The following is a 15,790-nucleotide window of genomic DNA, read 5'->3' as shown; positions in this document are numbered from 1 at the left end:
TAGGACGACGGGGGCGCCGGAACGAGAGATCGTTGAAGATATGAGCCCCCTCCTCGCGGCCGTGCTCCTCTCACTGGTCTCGGCGGTCGCCTACGCGACCGCGGCGATCGTGCAGGAGCGGGTCGCGGCCACCGCCGGCAGCCATACGTACGCCCCGCTGCGGAGCCCGGCCTGGTGGGGGTCGGTGATGCTCAACGGCCTGGGTGCCGCCCTGCACGTGGCCGCGCTCGCCTACGGGCCGCTCAGCGTCGTCCAGCCCCTGGGCGCCCTCACCATCGTGTTCGCGCTGCCCCTGGCCGCACTCTTCGTCGGCCGCCGGGCCCGCCGCACGGCCTGGCGGGGCGCGCTGACGGCCACCGTCGGCCTCGCGGGCCTGCTCAGCCTCACCGGCGGTGCCCAGGCCGGGTCCCTGGGCGGGAGCGAGCGGTCGCTCCTCGCCGCGGGGACGCTCGGCGTGGTCGTCGCGCTGTTCACCGCCGCGCGGGCGGTGGGCCGTCCGGTGGTGCGCAGCGTGGTCCTGGCGGCCGCCGCGGGCGTGTCCTTCGGCCTCGCCTCCGTCTTCACCAAGACCGTCGCGGTGGAGTGGACGGCGAGCGCGCCCCTCGCCCAGTGGCCGAGCCTGCTGGTCCTCTCCGCGCTCGCGATCACCGGTCTGCTGCTCTCGCAGGCCTCGTACCGCGGGGCGGGCCTCGCCGCGCCGCTGGCCACGGTCACGGTCGTCAACCCGGTCGTGGCGGCGGCGGTGGGGCTCACCCTCTTCGGCGAGACCTTCCGCTACGGCGCCGCCGGCACCGTGGCGGCGCTGGTCTGCGGCGCCGTGGCGGCGGGCGGACTCGTCCAGCTCACGCTGGACCGCCTGACGACGGCGGAGGACTCGCTCGCGGTGTCAGATCCGGGCGTGTCAGATCGAGACCCCCCGCGCACGCAGGTAGGCCAGGGGATCGATGTCGGAGCCGTACCCGGGCCCCGTCCGCACCTCGAAGTGGAGATGCGGTCCGGAGCTGTTGCCGGTCGAACCTGACCGGGCGATCCGCTGGCCGCCGCTGACCCGCTGGCCGTCACGGACGTGGAGCGCCGAGAGGTGGGCGTACTGGCTGTAGCGGCCGTCGTCGTGGCGGACGACGATCTCGTAGCCGTACGCCCCGCCCCAGCCGGCGGAGACCACCGTGCCACCGGCCACGGCCTTGACCGAGGTCCCGGTCGGGACGGGGAAGTCGACGCCGGTGTGATAGCCGCTGGACCAGGAGGAACCGGACACGCGGTAGCGGGTGCCGAGGGACCCCGAGACGGGCGCGCTGAAGCGGCCGGCCTGCGGCGCGGCGGCGGGCCGGGTGGCGGGCCGTGTCTTGGCCTGCGCGGCGGGAGGCTTGGCGGCGGGTGCCTTGGTGGCGGGAGGCTTGGCGGCCGGGGCCTGGGGCTTCTGGGGCTTGGTGGTCGGCGCCTGAGTGGCCGGCGACTTGGTGGTCGGAGGCTTGGTGGTCGGCGCTTGGGCCGCCGGGGTCTTGCCCTTCGCGGTCTTGCCCGCCGAGGTATCGGCCGCAGGCCTCTCGGGGGCGGGCGAGGGCTTGGCGGGCGCGGTGATCCGAAGGGTCAGCCTCTGCCCCGGGTGGATCAGGTCCGGGTCGTCGCCGACCACGGTGCGATTCGCCGCGTACAGCCGCTGCCAGCCGCCGCCCACCCGTTCCTCGCGGGCGATCCGGGAGAGCGAGTCGCCGGGCGTGACGGTGTACATCTCACGGACCGCGGGCACGGTGGTCGGCGTGGCGGCCGGAGGCCGCTCGGCCGCCCGTCCGGTCTGCACCGGGCCCCGCTGGCCGGGCAGGGAGGCGGGCCGGACGTCGGGGGCGTCGCCGCCCCTGGCCAGTCCGGCCCGTGGGGAGCACGTCGGCCAGGCGCCGGGGCCCTGGCCCTTGAGCACCTTCTCGGCGATGGCGATCTGCTGGTCCTTGGAGGCGAGGTCCGCGCGCGGGGCGTAGTGCGTACCGCCGTACCGTTCCCAGGTCGACTGGGTGAACTGCAGCCCACCGAAGTAGCCGTTGCCGGTGTTGATGCGCCAGTTGGAGGAGGACTCGCAGGCGGCGACCTTCTCCCAGACGTCGAGCCCGGCGGCCTGGGCGGAGCCGGCGCCCACCAGCGGCAGCGCGATCCCGGCACCGCCCGCGGTGACCGTGAGCGAGGCACGGTTGATCCTGCTCGGCTGTTGTCTGCGGTGTCGTCCGCGTACGGCCATGGCCCCGCCCCCCTTGAACGCGTCAGCAGCCGTCCAAGGTAGGGGCATCGTCAGGCCGTGGCAAGGGTCCGAGCGGAACCTCAACTCCTCTGTGTCACCTGGTGGTCAGGGGCCGGCGGGACCTGGCTGGGGCTGAGGCTCGGGTTCCGGTACGGGGGTGGGCTGAGGAGGCTCCGGAACCGGGTTCGGCGGCGGGACCGGAGCCGGTCCGGGCTCGGGCCCTGGCGTGGGCGGGGGCACGGGGCCGGGGGGCGGAACCGGCGACGGGGGTACCGGATCGGGGTACGGGTGGGTCATGACGGACCTCTCGGTCGGCGGGCCGTTTCTGCACCAGGTTCTCCCGAGGCGCGTGCCCCCGCGCGCCGGAACCATTCATCCGGGTCGGAGCACCGCCGCCACGGGCGCCGCCGGTCGAAAGCCGTGGGCGGGTGTGATGGTCCCCCGGCTCAGGCGTGGGTGACGACGGCCTGCGGGCTGCGCCGGGTGTCACTGCCGGGCACCGGCGCGGACGCGTCCGCGCCCAACTCCACGATCCGGTTGTCCGCGTCGACGTGCACCACCCGCGGCACGAGACTCCGCGCCTCGGCGTCCTCGACCTGGGCATAACTGATGAGGATCACCAGGTCACCGGGGTGCACGAGATGCGCGGCGGCACCATTGATCCCGATCACACCGGACCCGCGCTCACCCTCGATGACGTAGGTCTCGAGCCGGGCGCCGTTGTCGATGTCGACGATGTGGACCAACTCCCCGGGCAACAGATCCGCCGCCTCCATGAGGTCGGCGTCGACGGTGACGGAACCGACGTAATGAAGATCGGCCTGCGTCACGGTGGCCCTGTGGATCTTGGACTTGAACATGGTGCGCAGCATCGAGGTACTCCTGGATCTAGGCTCCCTGCCTGCGTTTTTGCAGGTCAAGGGCGGTTTCCCTACCCTACAACGAGTCGCGTGTCCGGCAGCATTCCCCAGGTTTCTCAGGACTCATGCTGACCGCTTGCCGACTTTTCCGACGCTCGTCAGGTGGCTGTGGGAGGGCTTCGCCCGCTCTCTCCCGGCCCCACCGCGACGACGACACAAGCGTACGCAGCACCCTGCGAACGGCGTCCGTGATCACCGTCACTCTGTCGGCCTGGACGGCGGTCGGGAGCGAGGGCGGTCGACCGGAAGCCGGCCTGCGCAGCCGCGCAACCACGGCGACACCCGGCGGCCGATGTGACCGCGCCGCCCGTCCTCGGCGGCACGGATCGCGGCCTGACTCCGTCCTCGTCCGGCAGACTGTGGTCAAGAACCTCGCCGTCCGGGACACCGCCGGACTCGTCTTCGGCGGTCGGTCGGCGGGCAGGGACTACACCGGGCAGGGACGGTACTCCAAGCTCAGTTCACGGTCGACGGCGTAACTCGTGCGCATCGAGGCGTCGGTGACCTTCTCCCACGCGCCGTACTTGGCGTAGAGCCGGCTCCCGCCGCACGCATGTTGGCCTCGGTACGGTGCATGTCCTCCAGGAGGTCGTGATACCGCAACCGCGTCCGCTGGGCCTCGACCTTCTCGTCCATCGGCATGACACGGATACGGCACGCGACCGGGTCCGTGCTGGGACAGGGATCGTCGGCGGCGACCGGGCGGGAGAGCGGGGCGGTGATGATCGAGCCGCGGCTCTCCCCCGCCGCGGCCACGGAGGAGCCGGCTGCGGTCGGCAACGCGACGGCGGCCACGAACGGCACAAGGGCACGGCAGGGCAGAGAAGTGGGAATGCGCATGGGCGCATCCTCGGGGAAGAAGTCGCTTTTCCCTGTCGGGCCGGCGGACGTGGCTTGTGTGCACCCGGTGTCGTGCACGTCGGACCACAGGTAGATGGTCGAAGAGGTCCGGGTCCAGTCGGATCTGGCCCTCGTCCGTGGCTCGAACCTGCTCTTGATCACAACCTGTCCTCGGAGAGGTCGCCACCGCCCGTACCGGGCGAGCGCGGCCGACGCCTCCTGTCGGAGGTGAGGATCGGGTCGCGTGATTGACCTCGGTCGGGGCAGCGATGACCATGAACGCCAGCGTTGGCCAGTCGACTTGACCATCCGTGACGGCAACGCCGGTCAGCTGCCTCCGAGTTAAGGTGACGTGAAACCGTGACGCTCGACAGCTTCAGCGAACGCCACCATGGCCGTGCCGTGTTCGCCGCCATGGAGCCCGACCACCGGGCGGCCATCGGTGCCGTCCGTGAGGAACTGTTCGCCGCGGGTTATGACGAGGACGGCATCCGCGCGTTGGCGGGGATGCCGTTGCTCGAGATCCATCCCGCGACGTTCCACTATCTCGACCGGCATGTCCTCGGGACGGACCCGCTGTCGGCCGCGATCAGGCTCTTCCTGCTCGACAGGGCCGTGGACGAGCAGTCCGTCTCGTCCTTCCTGAGCGAGGCGTCCGTGGACGTACTGCTCGAACTGGGCGTCCTCGCGCGGAGCGGCGGGGATCTGCGCTCCCAGGTCCACATCACCTGCGCGGACGGTCTTCTGCTGGCGACCGACACCGGCCGTTACTCGCAGTGGTGGGACGGCGTCGACGATCTGGGTGACCGGGTCATGTACATCGGCTACGACAGCGTGGGCCTTGCCCAGGTCGCGCCGCGCGACCGGGTGGGGCGGACGCTGGATCTCTGCTCCGGCAGCGGAATCCAGGCACTGGTGGCGAGCCGGTACAGCGACGAGGTGGTGGGCGTCGACCTCAACCCCCGGGCGATCAGGTTCGCCCGGTTCAACGCCGCGCTCAACGGTGTCGAGAACGCGACCTTCGTCCGGGGAGACCTGTTCGGGCCCGTCCAGGGACGGGAGTTCGACCGGGTGCTCTCCAATCCGCCGTTCGTGCCCGAGGTTCCCGGGGAGAGCCATCTGCGCTACCGGGACGGCGGTCCCGACGGGGAGCGGCTGCTCGCGCGGATCGTGGCCGGGGCCGGGCAGGTGCTGGCGCCGGGTGGACTGATGCCGATCACGACCGACCTGTTCAACCTCTCCGGTCTGCCCGGCAGGATCGGGGAGTGGCTCGGGGCCAAGGACGCGTTCGACGTACTTGTCCTGGTGGAGCGGGAGTTGCCCTTGTGGTCCTACGCGGACACGCATGCCGCGCACGCGCCGACCGCCGGGGAACGGACGGCGTACGCCGCGCGCATGGTGGACGCGATGGACGAGGCCGGCATCGAGTCCGTCCATACCGGGTACATCGTCGTGCGCAAGCGCGCGGACGGTTCCTCGCGCCCGGGGACGGTCGAGACCGTCCCCGTCGCTCCCGCGGTGACGCGACCGGCGGGGAGCCGGGTGGCGGACCACTTCCGGTTCCTCGACCGTGATCTCGACGGCGGCGCGGACGCGGTGCTGCGGCCCAACCCCGAGGTCCGTCTCGTGACGACGGCCCTGCCCGATGGCCGTCGGACGTACCGGCTCGTCGCGCCGGACGACGACTACGTGGCCGACATGGACATCAGCGATCTGGCGAGGAAGCTGTGGGAGGCGACGCTGGCGAGCGACGTGCGCTGGAGTGTCATACGCGGCAGCGCGCTCGAACCCGTTGCCCGGGATCTCGTACGGCACGGTGCGCTCGCCTTGGCGGACCCACGCGCGGAGCCGGCGCCCGAATCGATGTCCTCATCACAGATGAATGTAATCAAGTAGGCGCAGGTCAGGGGGAGTTGACGTCTCCCTGGGGGGCGAAGGCACCCTGGTGTGGCATGTGGGGTGCTGCTATACAAGGCGGGCGTCACTCGTCCGAGTGACGTCACGAACGAGGGGAAAGGGGAACCGTCATGAGCGAGGACGAGCAGACTCCCAGTGGCGGCAGGAAGAAGATCGCTCGTGCCGCCGCGACCGCGGCGGTCGCCGCTGCGGCTGTGACGGCCATGGGTACGCCGGCCGTCGCCGCCACTCAGGCCCAGGACGAGCGGCCCGCCTTCACGGTGGAGCAGCTCGACGACATGCTGGCCTCCGCGGACCTGGAGAACGCGGAGAACGTGCGCGTCGTGCAGGCCCTTGAGGTCAGCCCTGGCGCCATGATCGCCAAGCAGTACGACCGCTGATCATGTCTGTCCGGTTCGAGGGCGTCCTGCCCCGCACCGTCACGGAGGTCCTCGACCGGCAGGACAAGGACTGGACGTCACGCTTCGCGCACGTCACCGGTGACGGGTCGGTCATCTACCTGGCATGTTGCGGCACGACCGACATCACGCAGCCCTATCACAGCCTTTCGTACCTCGCGGGTGCGCTGGATCACTCCGGGCATTCTTATGTCGTGCGGGATCTCGCCATCGAGTTCTGGCACTTCATGATGTCGCCTCCGGTGGTGGAGCAGCTGCGCGCCGAGTGTGTGAAGCGCTATGAAGAGGCTCCCGAGGAGGATTCGCTCCTCCCCCTGTTCATCGACCTGCTCGCGGACGCGCAGCGCTTCCAGCGCGCGTTCGCGACGCTGCGCGACGAGACGGCGTTCTACGAGCTGCCGGCGTACCTGGACGCCGTACGCGAGCTGAGTCTGCTGCCGCGGCTGCTGACTCTGCTGTCCCGCTGCGCGACCTACCGTACGTTCAGCAGCGCCTCTCCGCCGGGGTCGGAGGAGGACCGGATCAATCTGGTGACCCTGCGTCGCGAGATCGAGGCCGGGTTCGGGATCGCTGTCGTGGATGCCTTCTACGATCATCATGCCGACCGGATCGCGGCTCTGCGGCCGGGGCTGGTGGGTCTGACGATCCCGTTCATCTCGCAGCTGGAGCATTCGCTGGCCCTCGCGGCCCGGCTGAAGCAGCGGGGTGTCACGGTGGCGATCGGCGGACCGATCGCGGCGAAGTTCTACAAGTACCTCGGCGAGGTGAACGAGCTGAAGGTGCTGGATTTCGCCGTCGACTACCTCGTCACGGGCGAGGGCGAAACGCTCATCGCGCAGCTGGCGGACCACTGCCAGAAGGGCGAGGAGCTGGGCGAGGTCGACAACCTTGTCGACGTGCGAGATCCGCGTCCGCTGAAGCGTTTCTTCTTCGAGAAGGTCGACTCTCTTCCGCCGCCGAACTACGGGGTGTGGGACTACAGCCTGTACGCGTCGCCGAAGCCGGGTGCGCTCTACTCGCCCACCCGTGGGTGCTACTGGAACAAGTGCTCGTTCTGTGACTACGGGCTGGCGATGAACGCGCCGACGTCGCCCTGGCGTACGCGCAAGCCGGAGACCGTCATCGCGGACCTCAAGGCGGCGTCCCAGTACTCCCGGCACTTCTTCTTCGCGGTCGACGTGCTGTCGCCGGCCTATGCGCTGAAGATCTCCGAGGCGCTCATCGACAGTGGCCTGGACATCAAGTGGATGGCGGACTTCCGGCTCGAGAAGAGCTTCCGGATGGAGAACACCGAGGTGTTCGCCCGGGCCGGATGCCTGGGTGCGGCGTTCGGCATGGAGAGCACGGACCAGGAAGTCCTCGACCTCATCAACAAGGGCACCGAGGTGCGGCGCCTGGAGACTCTGGTGGGCGCGTTCGCGGACGCCGGCATCCCCGTGCAGCTGATGGGTTTCACCGGGCATCCCGGTGAGACGCGCAGGCAGGCCCAGCTGACGCTGGACATGGCGGAGGCGATGCTCGAGACCGCCGCGACCGTGGCGTTGGGGAAGTTCGGGCTGACCCCGGGCGCGGACATCGCTCGGCGCCCCGACGAGTACGGGATCGAGGTCCATTACGATCCGTCCGGCGACGCGGCCATTCCGTGGGAACTGAACTGGACGCATCGCGAGGAGATCGACGTCTATCCCGAGGACGACTTCGCGCACTCGCTCCGTTTGATCAGAGGCTTCCCGTACCCCTTCCTGGGGGCCACCTCCACGCTGCACAGCCTGCTGTATTTCGAGCGGCATCCCAAGGCGCCGTTTCCCATCCCCCAGTGGGGATACACGGACACCTGGAAGTCATTCGACGTCATTCCCTTCTACCACGCCCACGAGGACGCGGGCACGACCACGCTGCTGAGCGGACTGACAGGGCGTGCGGTCGTACTCCGTCCCGAGCAGGCGAAGGTGTTCGCGGCGTTGTTCGACCGCGGCCGGTGGCTGCGGCTCCAGACGAAGGAAGGCCTTTCCCGACAGGTGCGCGTGCTGCTTGATTTCCTGGTGAAGAACTCCCTGGCGATGTTCCTGCCGGTGAACGCGGCATGACGCGGCCCAGGCTTCTCGTCGTCGTCCCGCCGCAGGCGGTGAGCATGGTCAACGGTCCGCCGTTGGCCCCGCTCCTGCTCGATTACGCACTCACGCCGCATGGTGTGGACGTCGAGTTCTTCGACGCCAACCTGAGCTTCTTCGGATGGTTGTGCGGCGACGAGGTGAGGGCGGCGGTGACGGGCCGGCTGAAGCAGCTCGCCGTCGCCGAGCTGTCCCCCGATGTCCTGGAATCGGCGGACCTCACCCGGATCGGCCGGTACCTGTCGTTCCTCGAGAGCGACTACTGCCGGGGCGGGGAGGTCAGCGCGTCCCGGGCGGGCATGGACTGGGAGGCCGCGCACGAACTGCTGGTCAACCCGCGTGCCGCCGTGCCCGATCCGGAGTTCCGGGACACCTGGCTCGCCACGGCCATGAACGGGCTGTGCGAGGAGATCCTGCGGCGCGGGCCGGACCACGTCGCGTTCTCGACGCTGTTCCACACGCAGACCGAGGCGACGGCCGAGCTGTGCCGGAGGCTGCGCGAGGCCGGATTCGCGGGGCGGATCATCCTCGGTGGAGCGGCGATCAAACTGACCGACGACATGGCGCTCGAACAGCTGATGACCACCTGCTCGGCCGACCTCTCCTACAAGTACAGCCTTTACGGGGAATTCCCCACACTCGCGGCGTACTTGCGGGGCGAATGCGGTGCCGGCGAGGTGGCGAACGCCACGTATCTCGACGAGACGGGCAGGCTGCGCCACGCCTCGGCGAAGGGCGGCGCGGTCCGGTCCATGGTTCGCGCCCTGTCCTACGACCTGGTCCAGGGGGTGGCCTACCTTCCGGAACACATCTATCCGGTCCTGCTCTCGGAGGGCTGTTACTGGGGAAAGTGCGACTTCTGCGACTACCCTTTCCTCTCCTCGCAGGACCCGTTCAAGGTCAGCGCCTTCTTCAGGAAGGCGCCCGATGTGGTCCACGACATCGGCATACTCGTCGAGAAATTCGGCGTGTCGCGCATCGATCTGATCTCGGACGCGGTGCCGATGGGATATTTCCGTCTGATGGCCGACGCCGGTGCGGACCGGTTGCGGGAACTCGGCGCGCGGCTCGAATGCTCGATCCGGGCGGAGCCCAAGGCGAAGGCCCATCATTTCGAGGCGATGGCCGCGGCCGGTGTCGATCTGGTGACGATCGGCGTCGAGTCACTGGCCGACGAGGTCCTGGACGGAATGCAGAAGGGCAATACGTACGCCGACATCATGCGGGCGATGCGGCTGGCGCGCGAGCACGGCATCAAAGTGAAGGCCAATCTCATCTTCGATCACCCGCGGATGCAGCTGCGCCATGTCGACCAGACACTTGAGCGGCTGGAGGAGGTCCTGCCCTACGTGGAGTCCCTCGGCGTTCACTCGTTCGGACTGACGCCGCATGCGCCGCTGGCGTTCACTCCCGAGAGCGCGAACCTCGTCATCCTCAAGGACCAGAAGACGACCAACGACCACGGGGAGCATCATCTCCGGTTCGTGCGCACCGACATGACGCCCGATCTGCAGAGCCGGCTGGCGGAGCTGCGGACGGCCGTGGAGACGGCCGCCTACCGTCTGGAGGCTGCCCGGGCCGGCGGTGACGAGGCCGCGCGTCCGCGAAAGATCGTCAACCTTCCCTACCGCTGGGACGGCCACCGCGCGGTCAGGGACACCGCCGCCGACCTGAGCGTGAGCATCCCGGGCGATGTCGCGCCCTTCTCGTACTTCGTGAAGGGCCGCGCGGATGGGTGAGGAGCTCGACGATCCCCGCGGCACCGACCTGGTGGGGTTCGGGGGCGCGCCGGTCGTGGCCCTCGACGCCCTCGTGCCCACGGTGTCCCCGGCCGCCTGCTTCTTCGGGGTCGACGTCGACCTGTCGAAGCGGTTCGGGGACAGCTCCGACGGCGCCGCCGCCTTCGTGCGGCAGTGGTCGGCCCGGATGCACCCCTGGGCGCGGGTGCACCGGCCCTCGGCCGTCGACGTGGGGGTCCTGTCCGGAGAACCGGCGGACGTGATCCGCGGCGCGTCGGAGATCGCGTCGCGGGCCTTCGCCTCCGGGTACGTACCCGTCGCGGTGGGCTGCGACCACACGGTGAGCTATCCCGTGGCGATGACGGCGGCCAGACGGCACGAGGATCTGACGTACGTCTATCTGGACGCTCATCTCGACCTGGGACTGCATCTCGACGACGGCTCCGAAGGGGTGCACAACGGCAACTTCGTAGCCGCGATGGCCGCCGGCGGCGCCTTCCGCGAGATCGTGAACATCGGCGCGCGGGCGTGGACCACGTACGACGACGTCTACGGTGCCGGCTGTCCGGTCACCGTCGTCCGTGAGGTCGATCCGGCCGGCCTGTCGGCGCTGCGGGGCAGAAAGGTGCACGTCAGCCTGGACATCGACGTACTCGACCCGGTGTACGTGCCCAACACCGGCAGCCGGGAGCCCTTCGGGGCCTCCCCCCAGCAGGTCAGGGACGTGCTGACCTGGCTGGCGGACAACTGCGCCGTCGTCAGCGCCGATGTGTCGGAGGTCCTGCCCGACCCCGCGCACCGTACGACCGCCGAGATCGCGATGCGCTGTGCCCATGAACTCGTCAAGGAGCGAAAGACCCGATGAACGACAGCCCGACGTCCCCGGTGAGCGACGACGTCGTCGAGTTGAGGCCCCACAGCCCGGCAAGTCTCGAACCGCTGCTGCGCTGGAAGAACGACCTCGAGATCCAGCGGCTGAGCGACGACGAGACACACACCTACAGCCGCGAACAGGTCGCCGCGACGCTGGAGCGGTGGATGCGGCCGAGTGAGGACATCGTCCATCTCGCGATCGGCCTCGCCGGCCGCGCGGAGCCCATCGGATTCCTCCACCTGGCGCTCATCGAGCAGGCGCATCAGCGGTGCCGGCTGGGCATCGTCATCGGCGAGAAGGAACTGTGGGGGCGCGGCTACGGACACCAGGCGGTCGTGCGGGCGGTCGGCCACGCCTTCGATGTGCTCGGGCTCGAGCGGATCACCGCCGAGGTCTTCGCCGACAACCCACGTTCCGTGCGCCTGCTCGAAGGTTCCGGTTTCGTGCGGGAGGGCGTGATGCGCGAGAGCATCCTCCGCGACGGGCGGCGCGTCGACGAGCTGGTGTACGGACTGCTGCGGCACGAGTGGAGCAAGGGGCACAAGTGACGAGAACAGAGGCGGTGCGTACCGAGCCGGTGCGCGCGGAGTCGGCGCCGGTCCGGGCGCCGGAGTCCGAGGCGGAGCCGGGGACGGTCAGGATCGGGATCAGCCTGTCCGACTTCGTGCCGGCCCGCGGCCAGATGGACGCGGCGGTGTACCGGCGGGTCTCGTACGTCGAGTACGGCGGGCATCACCCGCCGGCGAAGGACCCCGGGGTACGGCGCCTCCTCGACGAGGGCATCGTCCGCGATCTGAGCCGGCATCTGGTGTCGGTGGAGCTGCCCGACGTCCTCGACATCGAGGACGAGGCCCGGCGTATCGCCGAGAACCACGCGGGAACCTCGCCCCGGTACATGGTGACCGACTTCGGCTTCTGGAGGCTCGGCGGGCGAGATGAGCGGAACTTGTGGTTCCGTCCCGCACTGCTCAGCCGCGAGGTCGCCGCCCGGATCGCCCGTAACGTCGAGGGTCTGTCCAGGGAGTTGGGAGCTCCGGTCCACGCCGAGAACCCCTTCAGCCTGACGCACGCCGGCGAGCTGCGTCCCGCCGCGTTCATGCGGGAACTCGCCGAGCGCGGAGCGACGCTGTGCTTCGACATCGGGCACTTCTACGCCGCGTGCGTCAACGAGGGCGTGGACGTGTGGCGGGAACTGGAGCAGGTGCCCTTCGAGGCCATCCGGGTCGCGCACATCGCGGGCCTGAGCCGAGTCGGTTACAGCGGCCGGCCGCTGCTGCTCGACAACCACAACGTCCCACCCCTGAAGGGCTGCCTCGACGTTCTGCGCATCGTGAAGGAGCAGTCGCCCGGCCTCGGCTGGGTGACGTACGAAGCCGAGCTGGCCCCCACCGAGGTCCAGCACCGGGGACTTGACGCGATAGAAAGGGCGATGGCATGACCGCGTCGGAAGAGCTCGTCCACGACGTGCCGGCCGAGGACTGTTTCCGGACCCTGGTCCGTACGCCTCCGCGCGACGAGAAGACGACGGAGTACCTGGCCTGGGCCCGGCTGATGGCGCAGGTCGTCGACGACCTCCACCGGTGGGCACCCAACTTCGCCGCCGCCGTCGCCTCCTCGTTCCGGTCCCTCGACGGCCTGCGCCCCTACTGCGAGTCCGGCGACTTCGAGCGGGCCTACACCGAGCCCGTCGCCCACGCCGTGAACTTCGTCCGCCATTTCCTCGCTCAGGAGCACCCGGCGTGGCTGAAGGACCTCGCCCGCTGCGAGATGTGGGCCAGTCCCCGGACGCACCAGCTCGACGACGCGGAGCGGGCGGCTCTGAGAGAGGCGCTGGGCGTCCAGGAGCGCTCCGGCAAGGAGTTCGTGATCGTCGGCCACGACGTCCTGGAGACGATCCAGCAGGTCATCGGCTATCGCGACATGACCTTCGTCCGCTCCGCGCCGCTGATGTGGCTGCTGCGCGTGCCGCCGCTGGACGTGACACCCGATCCGGAGGCACGTCCGGGGATCGTCGTCTTCCAGCGCGGCGGCGAGGCCGTCTCCATGTCGTACGTCCCCGCGGGGGGCACGCGGTGACCGGCGGTGTCCGGATCGGGGTGGCGGTCGAGGCGGCGTGCGACCAGTACGCGCAGGGGGAGGCGGCGGGCGGCTGGACCACCGGGTTCGTGGAGTACGGCGTCCACATGGCGACCGGCATCCCGGACTGGGTCACCGACACCCGCCGCGCCCTGGGCTGCGGTCTGACCCTGCACCCTCTGGACATGAACATGGCCCAGCCCGAGCAGGGGACGGGGCCCTGGCTGGAGTCGTTGGCCTCCCTGGTACGGGAGCACGAGGTCTCGGCGCTCATCAGCGACGCCGGCTTCTGGTACCACGGGCGGCGTGAGGGCACCTGGTTCCGTCCGCCGCGCATGAGCGTCGCCGCCCCGCGCTGCCGCGAGAGCGCCGGGGCGATCGCCGCGGCGTGCGGGATCCCGTTCCGGGTCGAGAATCCGCCCCTGGAGTGGCTTCCCGACGCCCCCTCGTTGTGGTCGTTCCTCGACGAGGCGTCGGACGCCGAGGGTGTGCAGATCTGTCTCGACCTGTCCCACGTCCTGCAGTTCGAGCGCAACGTGCACGGGCGCAGCCCCCTCCTGCCGCGCTCCTTTCCCTGGGAACGTGTGGCGGAGATCCACCTCGCGGGATACGTGAAGGCGGAATTCGCGGGCCGGACCATGTATCTGGACCAGCACCTCGCCGACATCCCGCCCGAGGAATTCCGGCTGCTCGCGCAGGTCGTCGAAGTGCGGGGTCCGGAACGCCCGTTGGACATCTGTCTGGAGATGGAGCCGCGCGAGCCGGGTGCCTTCGTCTCCGCCGTCGACAACATCCGCACGGCCCTCGGCGTCGCCGTCTGACGTGGTGGGCCGGAACCTTGTCGGCGCTCGGGGCAGGGTCGCGGGCGGTGCCCGCGCGTCACGTCCGGGCAGTCGTCCCGAAGGGGAGGGGTTCGCCGGAGCGCAGGTGCTTCCTCAGCCACTGCTCGGTGTTGCTCACGTGCAGCAGCGCGGCGGCCTGGCTGAGGGCGGCGTCACGGGTGGACAGCGCGTTGAAGATCGCCTCGTGCTCGGCGAGAGTGTGGCCCGCGGACTCGTCGTCGACCAGGCCGCGCCAGACGCGGGCGCGCAGCGTGCGGCCGGAGATGCCCTCCAGGAGGGTGAGGAGGGTCTCGTTGCCCGTGGCCGAGACGACGGCGCGGTGGAAGGCGGCGTCGTGGGCGATCAGCTGTTCGGCGTCGTCGCGGGACTCGCGCATGGCGTCCAGGTGCCGTTTCACTTCGGCCAGTTGGGCGTCGGAGATCCGGGTCGCGGCCAGCGCCGTGGCGATCGGTTCGAGGAGCCGCCGCACCTCCATGAGGTCCCGCAGGGCGACCGAGTCGCCCTGCAGCAGTTCCACCGCGCCGCCGAGACCCTCCAGCAGCAGGCTCGGCCGGAGGCTCGTCACATACGTGCCGTCGCCCCGCCGGACCTCCAGGACCCTCGCGACGGCCAGCGCCTTGACCGCTTCCCGGGCGAGGTTGCGGGACAGTCCCAGCCGAGCGGCCAGTTCCGGCTCGGGTGGGAGCTTCGAGCCCGGCGGCAGGGCACCGGTCCGGATCAGCTCACGGATCCGCTCGATGGCCTTGTCCGTCAGAGACACCGCTCCCCCTCCCCCGCCGCGCCTCGGAGCACGTCCGACCTGTTCCGGAGTCCGTCTGCCGAGGGTGACGCCGATGATACGGGGGTCGAGTTCGCCGGAGCGATGCGCAGGCCGGTACGGGCCGCTGCGGTGGGGCACGCCGCCGGCCGGGCCGCCGCCCTCCGTCCTGCTCGCACGGGGCGGGAAGCGCTGGGAGACGTGCCATCGCCGGTCTGCCGACAGGCTGGTGACGGCGACGATCGCCGTTGCAGGAGCCGACAGCCGCCACCGGCACGGTCTCCTGACGATCAGAACGCGCCACGGGGCCGAGGCCGACCGCGTCCGAGGAAGGACGCGGACCGACCCCGGCCCCCTGGCGTGACGGTCAGCCGCCGCTGATGGTCAGGTTGTTGGTGTTGAAGTCGAGGCCGCCGGACGACGAGGTGATCTCGTAGCCGAACTGGACGTCGCCGATGGTCTCGTTGCCGGGCATCCAGCGCTTGGTGTGGGCGATCCAGTGGAGGATCGGCTTGACGTCCACGGTGCCGGAGTTGGAGTCGGAGGTGCGCAGGAACGAGAACACCTGGTTCGACCCGTTGCTGCCCTTGTAGACGTTCCAGCTGTGGCCGCCGAGCGTGACGTCGGCCTGCCAGCTGCCGATCGGGCCGACGGCTCCGTTGTGGTTGACCCAGAGCATGATCTCGTACTGGTGGTCGGTGTCCCAGATGTCGTACGACGTGTTGTAGGCGCCGGACGACGGGACGCTGACGTTGTAGGTGCTGGTGAGCCAGCCGAGGGAGTCGATCGTCTTGTTGATCGTCTTCGTCGAGTTGGGGTACGACTTGATGCCGCCGGTGTTGGGGTGGTTGGCCCAGACACCCCAGTTGGTGCCGGAGTTGGCCCAGACGCACTGGCTTCCCGCGCCGGAGCCCCAGATGTTGTTGTAGAGCTTGTAGCCGTTCAGGCTGGTGTTGCCCCACTGGTCGCAGGTGTTCCAGACCGCGGCCGAAGCGGGGGCGGAGGCGAGGCCGACGGTGGCGCCGAGAGCCATCGCCGGCGCGAGCACCGCCATGGTGATCTTGCGGACCATGCTGTTTGCCATGG

Annotated in this window: 15 protein-coding genes; 10 read left to right on the top strand and 5 right to left on the bottom strand. The window is 69.9% G+C overall.

Going from position 1 to position 15,790, the window contains the following annotated elements:
* Window positions 1-40 precede the first annotated feature (40 nt).
* Entirely contained in the window at window positions 41-1,021 is a 981-nt protein-coding gene (locus ACWDX6_RS09750; RefSeq protein WP_451484412.1) for a DMT family transporter, read from the top strand.
* Here the strand turns inward: ACWDX6_RS09750 and ACWDX6_RS09745 are convergent.
* From ACWDX6_RS09745 to ACWDX6_RS09735, 3 genes are all read right to left on the bottom strand, one after another.
* Window positions 902-2,230 carry a transglycosylase family protein gene (locus ACWDX6_RS09745; RefSeq protein WP_451484411.1) on the bottom strand — a complete coding sequence of 443 codons (1,329 nt, stop codon included), beginning with the start codon at window positions 2,228-2,230 and terminating at the stop codon, window positions 902-904. The genes ACWDX6_RS09750 and ACWDX6_RS09745 overlap by 120 nt on opposite strands.
* Before the next feature lie 446 nt (window positions 2,231-2,676).
* The gene (gene panD, locus ACWDX6_RS09740) at window positions 2,677-3,102 is read right to left on the bottom strand and encodes an aspartate 1-decarboxylase (protein WP_451484410.1); all 426 of its coding nucleotides are present in this window, start codon (window positions 3,100-3,102) and stop codon (window positions 2,677-2,679) included.
* A 504-nt stretch (window positions 3,103-3,606) separates the two neighbouring features.
* The gene (locus ACWDX6_RS09735) at window positions 3,607-3,990 is read right to left on the bottom strand and encodes a hypothetical protein (protein ID WP_451484409.1); all 384 of its coding nucleotides are present in this window, start codon (window positions 3,988-3,990) and stop codon (window positions 3,607-3,609) included.
* Window positions 3,991-4,350: 360 nt separating this feature from the next.
* Here ACWDX6_RS09735 and ACWDX6_RS09730 point away from each other — a divergent pair, with 360 nt between their 5' ends.
* From ACWDX6_RS09730 to ACWDX6_RS09690, 9 genes are all read left to right on the top strand, one after another.
* Entirely contained in the window at window positions 4,351-5,886 is a 1,536-nt protein-coding gene (locus ACWDX6_RS09730) for a methyltransferase (protein ID WP_451484408.1), read from the top strand.
* A gap of 131 nt (window positions 5,887-6,017) precedes the next feature.
* On the top strand, window positions 6,018-6,287 hold the full coding sequence (locus ACWDX6_RS09725; protein ID WP_451484407.1) for a hypothetical protein: 270 nt from the start codon (window positions 6,018-6,020) through the stop codon (window positions 6,285-6,287).
* A 2-nt stretch (window positions 6,288-6,289) separates the two neighbouring features.
* Window positions 6,290-8,392, top strand: a complete 2,103-nt coding sequence (locus ACWDX6_RS09720; protein WP_451484406.1) for a B12-binding domain-containing radical SAM protein — start codon at window positions 6,290-6,292, stop codon at window positions 8,390-8,392.
* The gene (locus tag ACWDX6_RS09715) at window positions 8,389-10,155 is read left to right on the top strand and encodes a B12-binding domain-containing radical SAM protein (protein WP_451484405.1); all 1,767 of its coding nucleotides are present in this window, start codon (window positions 8,389-8,391) and stop codon (window positions 10,153-10,155) included. The genes ACWDX6_RS09720 and ACWDX6_RS09715 overlap by 4 nt, the downstream gene beginning before the upstream one ends.
* Window positions 10,148-11,020 (top strand): arginase family protein, encoded by an 873-nt coding sequence (locus ACWDX6_RS09710; protein ID WP_451484404.1) that lies wholly within the window; start codon window positions 10,148-10,150, stop codon window positions 11,018-11,020. Before ACWDX6_RS09715 ends, ACWDX6_RS09710 begins: the two co-directional genes overlap by 8 nt.
* Complete coding sequence (locus ACWDX6_RS09705) at window positions 11,017-11,577, top strand: GNAT family N-acetyltransferase (protein WP_451484403.1); 561 nt, start codon at window positions 11,017-11,019, stop codon at window positions 11,575-11,577. The genes ACWDX6_RS09710 and ACWDX6_RS09705 overlap by 4 nt, the downstream gene beginning before the upstream one ends.
* The gene (locus ACWDX6_RS09700; protein WP_451484402.1) at window positions 11,574-12,467 is read left to right on the top strand and encodes a multinuclear nonheme iron-dependent oxidase; all 894 of its coding nucleotides are present in this window, start codon (window positions 11,574-11,576) and stop codon (window positions 12,465-12,467) included. Before ACWDX6_RS09705 ends, ACWDX6_RS09700 begins: the two co-directional genes overlap by 4 nt.
* Window positions 12,464-13,105, top strand: a complete 642-nt coding sequence (locus ACWDX6_RS09695) for a hypothetical protein (RefSeq protein WP_451484401.1) — start codon at window positions 12,464-12,466, stop codon at window positions 13,103-13,105. The genes ACWDX6_RS09700 and ACWDX6_RS09695 overlap by 4 nt, the downstream gene beginning before the upstream one ends.
* Window positions 13,102-13,926: a multinuclear nonheme iron-dependent oxidase gene (locus ACWDX6_RS09690; protein WP_451484400.1), complete on the top strand. Its 825-nt coding sequence runs from the start codon at window positions 13,102-13,104 to the stop codon at window positions 13,924-13,926. The genes ACWDX6_RS09695 and ACWDX6_RS09690 overlap by 4 nt, the downstream gene beginning before the upstream one ends.
* A 58-nt stretch (window positions 13,927-13,984) precedes the next feature.
* Here the strand turns inward: ACWDX6_RS09690 and ACWDX6_RS09685 are convergent, their stop codons facing one another.
* Both ACWDX6_RS09685 and ACWDX6_RS09680 read right to left on the bottom strand, forming a co-directional pair.
* Window positions 13,985-14,707: a FadR/GntR family transcriptional regulator gene (locus tag ACWDX6_RS09685; protein WP_451484399.1), complete on the bottom strand. Its 723-nt coding sequence runs from the start codon at window positions 14,705-14,707 to the stop codon at window positions 13,985-13,987.
* 364 nt (window positions 14,708-15,071) lie between these two features.
* Complete coding sequence (locus tag ACWDX6_RS09680; protein ID WP_451484398.1) at window positions 15,072-15,788, bottom strand: glycoside hydrolase family 12 protein; 717 nt, start codon at window positions 15,786-15,788, stop codon at window positions 15,072-15,074.
* Between the last annotated feature and the right edge of the window lie 2 nt (window positions 15,789-15,790).

Source organism: Streptomyces sp. NPDC003027 (genome assembly GCF_053591435.1).
The sequence above is the reverse complement of the archived record's forward strand: the minus strand, read 5'-3'. Positions and strand labels throughout refer to the sequence as shown.